Below are 8,861 nucleotides of genomic sequence, written 5' to 3' on the forward strand. Positions count from 1 at the left end.
GGCCCCCGCCGGGGGCCCGCACACGGCCCGTACCACCGGTCCGCGCACCCGCACACCGCTTCCTGTACGTCATGTCGCCGTTACCGGCCATTCAGAAGGGCTTGCGACCCTCTCAGGATGCAGCCAGTCGTGCCGACCCCCCGCAACGGGAGAGACCCCGGTGGAGACGACAAGGGCCGTGGAGACGGTGGCAGTGCCAACCCCACGGACCGCGCGTTTCCCGCGATCTCCGTAGCCTCCGGCGCGCCCTCGGAGCCCCTGACGCGGAAGAATGGGTTCATGAGCCAGCAGCCCAGCTCCGAGGTCCCGGCCCAGTCACCCGTACAGCCGTCCGTCGGCTCGCTCGCCGCGCAGCGGCCGCGCGCCGTCGCCGCCGCGGCGACCAACGGCGCCGCGCTGTCCACCCGGGCCGACCTCGATCCCGACATCGACGCCGACGTCGACGCGTACGAACCCGACGTCGACGGCGACGAACTGCCGCACGGCCGTTTCCTGGACCGGGAACGCAGTTGGCTCGCATTCAACGAACGAGTGCTCGAACTGGCCGAAGATCCGGCGACCCCCCTCCTCGAACGGGCTAATTTCCTCGCCATCTTCGCCTCCAACCTGGACGAGTTCTTCATGGTCCGGGTGGCCGGGCTGAAGCGCCGTATCGCCACCGGGGTCGCCACCCGCTCCGCCTCCGGGCTCCAGCCCCGCGAAGTCCTCGACCTGATCTGGACCCGCTCGCGCGAGCTCATGGCCCGGCACGCCGCCTGCTACCAGCAGGACGTCGCCCCTGCCCTGTCCGACGAGGGCATCCAGCTGATCCGCTGGCCCGAACTGACCGAGAAGGAGCAGGCCCGCCTGTTCACCTTCTTCCGGCAGCGCGTCTTCCCCGTGCTGACCCCCCTCGCCGTCGACCCGGCGCACCCCTTCCCGTACATCTCCGGCCTCTCGCTCAACCTCGCCGTCGTCGTACGCAACCCGGTCAGCGGCCACCGCCACTTCGCCCGGGTCAAGGTGCCGCCGCTGCTGACCCGCTTCCTGGAGGCGTCGCCGCAGCGGTACGTGCCCATAGAGGATGTCATCGCCGCCCACCTCGAAGAGCTCTTCCCGGGCATGGAGGTCCTCGCCCACCACACGTTCCGGGTCACCAGGAACGAGGACCTGGAGGTCGAGGAGGACGACGCCGAGAACCTCCTCCAGGCCCTGGAGAAGGAGCTCATGCGGCGCCGCTTCGGCCCGCCGGTCCGCCTGGAGGTCGAGGAGTCGATCGACCCGTACGTGCTGGACCTGCTGGTACGCGAGCTCAAGGTGTCCGACGCCGAGGTCTACCCGCTGCCCGGACCGCTCGACCTCACCGGGCTCTTCGGCATAGCGTCCCTGGACCGACCCGAGCTGAAGTACCCCAAGTTCATCGCGGGCACCCATCGCGATCTCGCGGAGGTCGAATCCGCCGCCGCGCCCGACATCTTCGCCGCGCTGCGCGAACGCGACGTGCTCCTGCACCACCCGTACGACTCGTTCTCCACCTCCGTGCAGGCGTTCCTGGAGCAGGCCGCCTCCGACCCCGACGTACTCGCCATCAAGCAGACCCTGTACCGGACTTCGGGCGAATCCCCGATAGTGGAAGCCCTGGTCGACGCCGCCGAATCCGGCAAGCAGGTCCTCGTACTCGTCGAGATCAAGGCCCGCTTCGACGAGCAGGCCAACATCAAGTGGGCGCGCAAGCTGGAGGAGTCCGGCTGCCATGTGGTCTACGGCCTCGTCGGCCTCAAGACCCACTGCAAGCTCTCGCTCGTCGTCCGCCAGGAGGGCGACACGCTGCGCCGCTACTCGCACGTCGGCACCGGCAACTACCACCCCAAGACGGCCCGGCTGTACGAGGACCTCGGCCTGCTGACCGCCGACCCACAGGTCGGCGCGGACCTCTCCGACCTCTTCAACCGGCTCTCCGGCTACTCCCGCCGCGAGACCTACCGCCGCCTCCTGGTCGCCCCGAAGTCCCTGCGCGACGGGCTGATCGCCCGGATCAACAAGGAGATCACGCACCAGCGGGCCGGGCGGGCCGCCTACGTCCGCATCAAGGTCAACTCGATGGTCGACGAGGCGATCGTCGACGCCTGCTACCGGGCCGCGATGGCAGGCGTGCCGGTGGACATCTGGGTACGCGGCATCTGCGCGATCCGCCCCGGCGTCCCGGGCCTCTCCGAGAACGTCCGGGTCCGCTCGATACTGGGCCGCTTCCTCGAACACTCCCGGGTCTTCGCGTTCGGCAACGGCGGCGAACCCGAAGTGTGGTTCGGCAGCGCCGACATGATGCACCGCAACCTCGACCGCCGGATCGAAGCACTGGTCCGGGTCACCGACCCCGCCCATCGCGCCGCGCTCAACCGTCTCCTGGAGACCGGTATGGCCGACACCACCTCCTCCTGGCACCTCGGTCCCGACGGGAACTGGACCCGGCACGCCACGGACACGGACGGCCAACCGCTGCGGCACGTACAGGAAATGCTCATTGACGCCCGGAGGCGCCGGCGTGCGACGCCATGACCACCAGACGACGCAGGCGGACCTTACGGCAGGGGCGGTACTCGCGCCCTACCTCCAGGAACAGGCCGCCGAATTCCTGCGCAGCCTGCGCCTGCACCGCGAGAACAGCACCCCCACGGACGCCGGGAGCCACGCCGCCGAGGAGGCCGCCGGTGCGCTGCGCCGCTCGTCCCGCCGGATCGGCGGCACGCTGCACACCTTCCGGGCGGCCCTGGACACGGCCTGGGCCGAGCAGCTCCGCGCCGAACTGGCCTGGCTCTCCGGCACCCTGGCCCGGGAACACGCCTACGCGACGCGGCTGAACCGGCTCCTCGAAGCGCTGCACAACCTGTCCGGCACCTCGCTGCCCGCCGCCCGCACGGCATCGGGGTCCGGTACCGGTTCCGCCGGTGACAAGGAGCGCGCCGTCCTCGGCGTCGGCGCGGCCCGGGCCGGCGCGCTGCTGGAACGGCAGCTGACCCTCGCCCGGACCCGCGCCCACTCGGCGGCGCTCCAGGCGCTCGGCTCCTCCCGCTTCCACGCGGTGGCCGACGCGGTCGCGCTGCTCGCCTCCGAGGTCCCGCTCGCCTCGGCAGCCACGGCTCCGGCCGAGGAGATGCTGCACGACCCCGCCGACCGGGCCGAACAACAGCTGCTCGGCGCGGTGGCCGCGCTCCCGTCGGACAAGGCGGTCGAGCCGTACAACGAGGCGCAGGACGCGCCCTGGCACCGGACCCGGCTGCTGCTGCGCCTGCACCGGTACGCCCACGAGGTGGTACGGGGCGCCTCCGATCCGGTCCTGGCCGTGCCGGGGCACGCCCTCGATCTGCACCGGGACGCGGCGGAGGCGGCCGCGGCGGCGGCATCGGCGGCCCGCACGCCCCGGATCGCGCCCGCGACCGCGTACGCCCTGGGGGTGCTCCACGCCGATCAGCGGCACGCGGTGGAGGCGGCGCGCAACGGGTTCCGGGAGAGCTGGCCGTACACGAACGCGGCGGTGATCGCACCATGAACAGGACATACGCGAACCGGACGGTGATCGCACCATGAGCGGCGAGCCCGCCCCGGGTCCCGTGCTCGCCGCGGGGTGTGTGCTGTGGCGCCGGGCCGCGTACTCCGGCGAGCTGGAGGTCTGCCTGGTCCACAGGCCTCGCTACGACGACTGGTCGCATCCGAAGGGCAAGCTGAAGCGCGGCGAGTCCGCGCTGGACTGCGCCCGGCGCGAGGTGCTGGAGGAGACCGGCCACCACTGCGCGCCCGGCGCCGCGCTCCCCACGATCCGGTACGCCGTGAACGGGCGTCCCAAGGAGGTCGCCTACTGGGCGGCCGAGGCGACCGGCGGCGCCTTCGTGCCGAACGCGGAGGTGGACCGGGTGAGCTGGCTCTCCCCGGCGGCGGCCCGGACCCTCCTCACCCGGCCCCACGACCGGGACGTGCTGGACGCCCTGCTCGCCTGCCCACCGGGCACACCATCGAGCCCGTCGGGCGATTGAGGACCTGGGGCATCTCGTTCGGATCACGCCGGGCTCGCGTGCCCCGGCGCCGCACCTCGCCGCGTCGTCCTCAGTCTTCCCCGAGCTCTCGGCTCCGCTCGAGCAGGGGAGACCCCAGCGCCTCCGCCATGACTCCCTCCTCCACCTTGCGATGCACGACACCACGGTGACATCGGCCACTCCGCGGCGGGCCGCTCCCTGATCCGGCCTGATCCGAACGAAAGACCCTGGCCCTCGCCGAACCTGCGCAGCAGAACCGCACCGCCCAGCACGGTTCACCTTCCGTTCACCCGCCCCCGTAAACCGCTTCACCTGTACTGCGTAACTTCGGCGGTGCACGGTGCACGGCGCCAATGCCGGAGCACCCACCACAACGCACGCCGTCGTAGAACGAAGACACCTCGGCGGCTCCTGGAAGGAACACCCGAAAGTGAAGCTTCAGCGCAAGAACCGGCTTCGTGCCACCGCGCTCGGTGCCCTCGCCGTCTCCGGCGCCCTGGTCCTCACGGCGTGCGGTTCGGACAACAACAGCGGCGAGGGGACCACCGGCGGCAACGGCAGCAAGACGAGCGCCGCGTCGAACATCAAGTGCGACGACGCCAAGGGCCAGCTGCTCGCCTCCGGCTCCAGCGCGCAGAAGAACGCCATGGACCTCTGGGCCAAGAACTACATGGCCGGCTGCTCGGGCGTCGAGATCAACTACAAGTCGTCCTCCTCCGGTGAGGGCATCATCGCCTTCAACCAGGGCACGGTCGGCTTCGCCGGTTCCGACTCGGCGCTGAAGCCCGAAGAGGTCGCCGACTCGAAGAAGATCTGCAAGGGCGGCCAGGGCATCGACCTCCCGATGGTCGGCGGACCGATCGCCATCGGCTACCACCTGGAAGGCGTCGACAACCTCACGCTGGACGCCCCCACCCTCGCCAAGATCTTCGACACCAAGATCAAGAAGTGGAACGACCCGGCGATCGCCAAGCTCAACAGCGGAGTCAAGCTTCCGGACAAGGCCATCCAGCCCTTCCACCGCTCCGAGGACTCCGGCACCACCCAGAACCTCGGCAAGTACCTGGGCGCCGCCGCCCCGAAGGACTGGAAGTACGAGGCCGAGAAGAAGTGGCCGGCCCCCGGTGGCCAGGCCGCGTCCAACTCCTCCGGTGTCGCCGCCCAGGTGAAGCAGGTAGACGGCGCGATCGGCTACTTCGAGCTCAGCTACGCCACCTCGCAGTCGATCTCCACCGTCGACATCAACACCGGTGGCTCCACCCCGGTCAAGGCCACCCCGGAGAACGCCTCCAAGGCCATCGCCGCCGCCAAGATCAAGGGCACCGGCAAGGACCTGGCGCTCGACCTCGACTACACCACCAAGGCCGAGGGCGCCTACCCGATCGTCCTGGTGACGTACGAGGTCGTCTGCGACACGGGCAACAAGGCGGAGACCCTGCCCACGGTCAAGTCCTTCCTGAACTACACCGCCAGTGACGAGGGCCAGAAGCTCCTCACCGAGGCCGGTTACGCGCCGATCCCGGCCGAGATCAACAGCAAGGTCCGCGAGACCATCGCCTCCCTCTCGTAACCGGGACGCTGGACCGGGCCGCGTGGCCGGGGGGCACGCAGCCCGAAGCACGTAAGCACCACCGTCACCACCACAAGCAACACCAGTAACACCAGCAACATCCGCGTCACAAAGCGGGCCGGTCCGGCGCACCCCTCCGGGCCGGCCCGCAACCACCCATCCGGTGCACCGCCGCCAGGGGAGCCACGCCGCTCCCCCACACAGACCGGAAAGACCATGGCTTCCACCACACCGATAGACACGCCACCGCCGCCACCGGTGGTGCACAAGCGCGCCAGGCCCAGGACCGGGCGCGCGGGCGACAAGGTCTTCCTGGGCCTCTCCAGGGGCTCGGGCATCCTGCTGCTCGTGATCATGGCGTCGATCGCCGTGTTCCTCACCTACCGCGCCGCGCTCGCCGTCTCCAAGGACCAGGGCAACTTCTTCACCACCTTCGACTGGAACCCGGCCGGCAATCCGCCGGTCTTCGGCATCGCGGTCCTCCTCTTCGGCACGGTCGTCAGCTCGATCATCGCGATGGCCATCGCCGTCCCGGTCGCTGTCGGCATCGCGCTGTTCATCTCGCACTACGCGCCGCGCAAGCTGGCCGCGCCCCTCGCGTACGTCGTCGATCTGCTCGCCGCCGTGCCGAGCATCGTGTACGGCATCTGGGGCGCCCTCTTCCTCGTCCCGTACCTGGAGGGCCTGAACCTCTGGCTCGACCAGTTCTTCGGCTGGACGTACCTCTTCGAGAAGACCGAGGTCGGCGTCGCCCGCTCGCTCTTCACCGTCGGCATCCTGCTCGCGATCATGATCCTGCCGATCGTGACCAGTGTCAGCCGCGAAGTCTTCCTCCAGGTCCCGAGGACGAACGAGGAGGCCGCCCTCGCCCTCGGCGCCACCCGCTGGGAGGTCATCCGTCTCTCGGTGCTCCCCTTCGGCCGCTCCGGCGTGATCTCCGCGTCGATGCTGGGCCTGGGCCGGGCGCTCGGCGAGACGATGGCCGTCGCCACGGTCCTGTCGCCGAGCTTCATCATCTCCGGGCATCTGCTCAATCCGGGCGGCGGAACGTTCGCCCAGAACATCGCCGCGAAGTTCGACGAGGCCGACCAGTTCGGGCGGGACGCCCTGATCGCCTCCGGCCTCGTCCTCTTCGTCCTCACCCTGCTGGTCAACGGCGCGGCCCGGCTCATCATCGCCCGCCGCAAGGAGTACTCGGGGGCCAACGCATGAGCCAGGCAGCCAACACCGGCATCCAGGAACGCCCCACCCCGACGGCGCCCGCAGGCGGGACGAGCCTCAGCAGCCGCGCCCTTCCCCGCTGGGCCCCCTTCGGCTTCGCGGCCATCGCCCTCGCGCTGGGCGTGGGCATCGGCGCGGCGGCGGGCTGGCGCAGCCACACCCAGTGGGGGCTGTTCTCCGCCCTGCTCTTCGTCGTCATCTCGTACGTCACGACGACGGTCGTCGAGAACCAGCGCCAGGCCAAGGACCGGCTCGCCACCAGCATCGTCTGGGTGTGCTTCCTGCTGGCCGTCGTGCCGCTCGCCTCGCTCCTGTGGACGACGATCAGCCGGGGCGCGGAGCGCCTGGACGGGTACTTCCTGACCCACTCGATGGCCGGCGTGCTCGGCTCCGAGCCGACCGGCGGTGTCTATCACGCACTGATCGGCACGCTGGAGCAGGTCGGCATCGCCACTCTGATCTCCGCCCCCATCGGCATGCTGACCGCCGTCTACCTGGTGGAGTACGGCAAGGGTGCCCTGGCGAAGACCGTGACCTTCTTCGTCGACGTCATGACGGGCATCCCGTCCATCGTCGCCGGTCTCTTCATCCTCTCGATCATGCTGATGACGAAGACCGACCCGTCCGGTCTGATGGGCGCGCTGGCGCTCACGATCCTGATGATCCCGGTCGTGGTCCGCTCCACGGAGGAGATGCTCAAGCTCGTCCCGAACGAGCTTCGCGAGGCATCGCTCGCGCTCGGCGTCCCGAAGTGGCGCACCATCCTGAAGGTGGTCCTCCCGACCGCGATCGGCGGCATCACCACCGGTGTGATGCTCGCGATCGCCCGCATCGCCGGTGAGACGGCGCCGATCATGCTGCTGGTCTTCGGCAGCCAGATGATCAACGCCAACCCCTTCCAAGGCGCGCAGTCCTCGCTCCCCTTCTACATCTGGGAGCAGTACAAGGTCGGCACCGATCAGTCGTACGACCGTGCCTGGGCCGCCGCTCTGGTCCTGATCGCCTTCGTCATGATCCTCAATCTGGTGGCCCGCGGCATCGCCCGCTGGAAGGCCCCGAAGACCGGCCGCTGACCGCGGCACGAAAGAAGCAGTGATTCAGATGGCCAAGCGCATCGACGTCAGCGGCCTGTCCGCCTACTACGGCTCCCACCTCGCCATCGAGGACATCTCGATGACCGTGGAGCCCCGCTCCGTGACCGCCTTCATCGGCCCGTCCGGCTGCGGCAAGTCCACCTTCCTGCGCACCCTGAACCGCATGCACGAGGTCACCCCCGGCGGCCGCGTCGAGGGCAAGGTGCTGCTGGACGACGAGAACCTGTACGGGCCGAACGTCGACCCGGTCACCGTGCGCCGCACGGTCGGCATGGTCTTCCAGCGGCCGAACCCGTTCCCGACCATGTCGATCTTCGACAACGTCGCGGCGGGCCTCAGGCTGAACGGCTCTTACAAGAAGAACCAGCTGTCGGACATCGTCGAGAAGTCCCTGCGCGGTGCCAACCTCTGGAACGAGGTGAAGGACCGGCTGAACAAGCCCGGCTCCGGTCTGTCCGGCGGCCAGCAGCAGCGCCTGTGCATCGCCCGCGCGATCGCCGTCGAGCCCGACGTGCTGCTGATGGACGAGCCGTGCTCCGCCCTGGACCCGATCTCCACCCTCGCCATCGAGGACCTGATCGGCGAGCTGAAGGAGCGCTTCACGATCGTCATCGTGACGCACAACATGCAGCAGGCGGCCCGCGTCTCGGACCGCACGGCGTTCTTCAACCTCGCGGCGGTCGGCAAGCCCGGCAAGCTCGTGGAGATCGACGAGACGGAGCGCATCTTCTCCAACCCGTCCGTCCAGGCCACCGAGGACTACATCTCGGGACGCTTCGGATAGTCACCCGGCAACGGGGCTGACGTGGGCCTGGGAGTGGGTGGTTACGCCCGGTGGTGGGTTTCCACCGGCGAACCGCCTCACCCCTCCGGCGAACCGGCCTCGTCCCCAGACGGCCTTGGGGTGCTGCATGGCGGTGCCACCGCAAGGCGAAGGGGCCGCCCCCACTCCCGCATATGGAGTGGGGG

General features: G+C 69.7%; 7 protein-coding genes. All 7 read left to right on the forward strand.

The annotated features are described in order from the left end of the window. Positions 1 to 279: 279 nt before the first annotated feature. The 7 genes from ACFU8Q_RS35610 to pstB all read left to right on the forward strand — a co-directional run bounded on the left by ACFU8Q_RS35610 (position 280) and on the right by pstB (position 8,676). Positions 280 to 2,535, forward strand: coding sequence for an RNA degradosome polyphosphate kinase (locus ACFU8Q_RS35610; RefSeq protein ID WP_384462506.1), 2,256 nt, complete (start codon positions 280 to 282; stop codon positions 2,533 to 2,535). Then, on the forward strand, positions 2,522 to 3,526 hold the full coding sequence (locus tag ACFU8Q_RS35615; protein WP_384462508.1) for a CHAD domain-containing protein: 1,005 nt from the start codon (positions 2,522 to 2,524) through the stop codon (positions 3,524 to 3,526). The genes ACFU8Q_RS35610 and ACFU8Q_RS35615 overlap by 14 nt, the downstream gene beginning before the upstream one ends. Before the next feature lie 34 nt (positions 3,527 to 3,560). After that, a complete protein-coding gene (locus ACFU8Q_RS35620) occupies positions 3,561 to 4,007 on the forward strand; it encodes an NUDIX hydrolase (protein WP_384462511.1) in 447 nt (148 codons plus the stop codon). A gap of 430 nt (positions 4,008 to 4,437) precedes the next feature. Next, on the forward strand, positions 4,438 to 5,577 hold the full coding sequence (gene pstS, locus ACFU8Q_RS35625; protein WP_384462513.1) for a phosphate ABC transporter substrate-binding protein PstS: 1,140 nt from the start codon (positions 4,438 to 4,440) through the stop codon (positions 5,575 to 5,577). A gap of 216 nt (positions 5,578 to 5,793) precedes the next feature. Then, complete coding sequence (gene pstC, locus ACFU8Q_RS35630) at positions 5,794 to 6,789, forward strand: phosphate ABC transporter permease subunit PstC (RefSeq protein WP_384462516.1); 996 nt, start codon at positions 5,794 to 5,796, stop codon at positions 6,787 to 6,789. After that, the gene (gene pstA / locus ACFU8Q_RS35635) at positions 6,786 to 7,871 is read left to right on the forward strand and encodes a phosphate ABC transporter permease PstA (RefSeq protein WP_384462519.1); all 1,086 of its coding nucleotides are present in this window, start codon (positions 6,786 to 6,788) and stop codon (positions 7,869 to 7,871) included. Before pstC ends, pstA begins: the two co-directional genes overlap by 4 nt. Before the next feature lie 28 nt (positions 7,872 to 7,899). Further along, positions 7,900 to 8,676 carry a phosphate ABC transporter ATP-binding protein PstB gene (gene pstB, locus ACFU8Q_RS35640; RefSeq protein WP_384462522.1) on the forward strand — a complete coding sequence of 259 codons (777 nt, stop codon included), beginning with the start codon at positions 7,900 to 7,902 and terminating at the stop codon, positions 8,674 to 8,676. Positions 8,677 to 8,861 lie beyond the last annotated feature (185 nt).

This window comes from Streptomyces sp. NPDC057543 (assembly GCF_042801895.1).
Taxonomy (GTDB): domain Bacteria; phylum Actinomycetota; class Actinomycetes; order Streptomycetales; family Streptomycetaceae; genus Streptomyces.

Bases quoted from the DNA above. Each gene is read 5' to 3' on its own strand.
- ACFU8Q_RS35620 (WP_384462511.1), top strand. From the start codon at position 3,561: ATGAGCGGCGAGCCCGCCCCGGGTCCCGTGCTCGCCGCGGGGTGTGTG.
- pstB (WP_384462522.1), top strand. From the start codon at position 7,900: ATGGCCAAGCGCATCGACGTCAGCGGCCTGTCCGCCTACTACGGCTCC.
- ACFU8Q_RS35610 (WP_384462506.1), top strand. From the start codon at position 280: ATGAGCCAGCAGCCCAGCTCCGAGGTCCCGGCCCAGTCACCCGTACAG.
- pstC (WP_384462516.1), top strand. From the start codon at position 5,794: ATGGCTTCCACCACACCGATAGACACGCCACCGCCGCCACCGGTGGTG.
- pstA (WP_384462519.1), top strand. From the start codon at position 6,786: ATGAGCCAGGCAGCCAACACCGGCATCCAGGAACGCCCCACCCCGACG.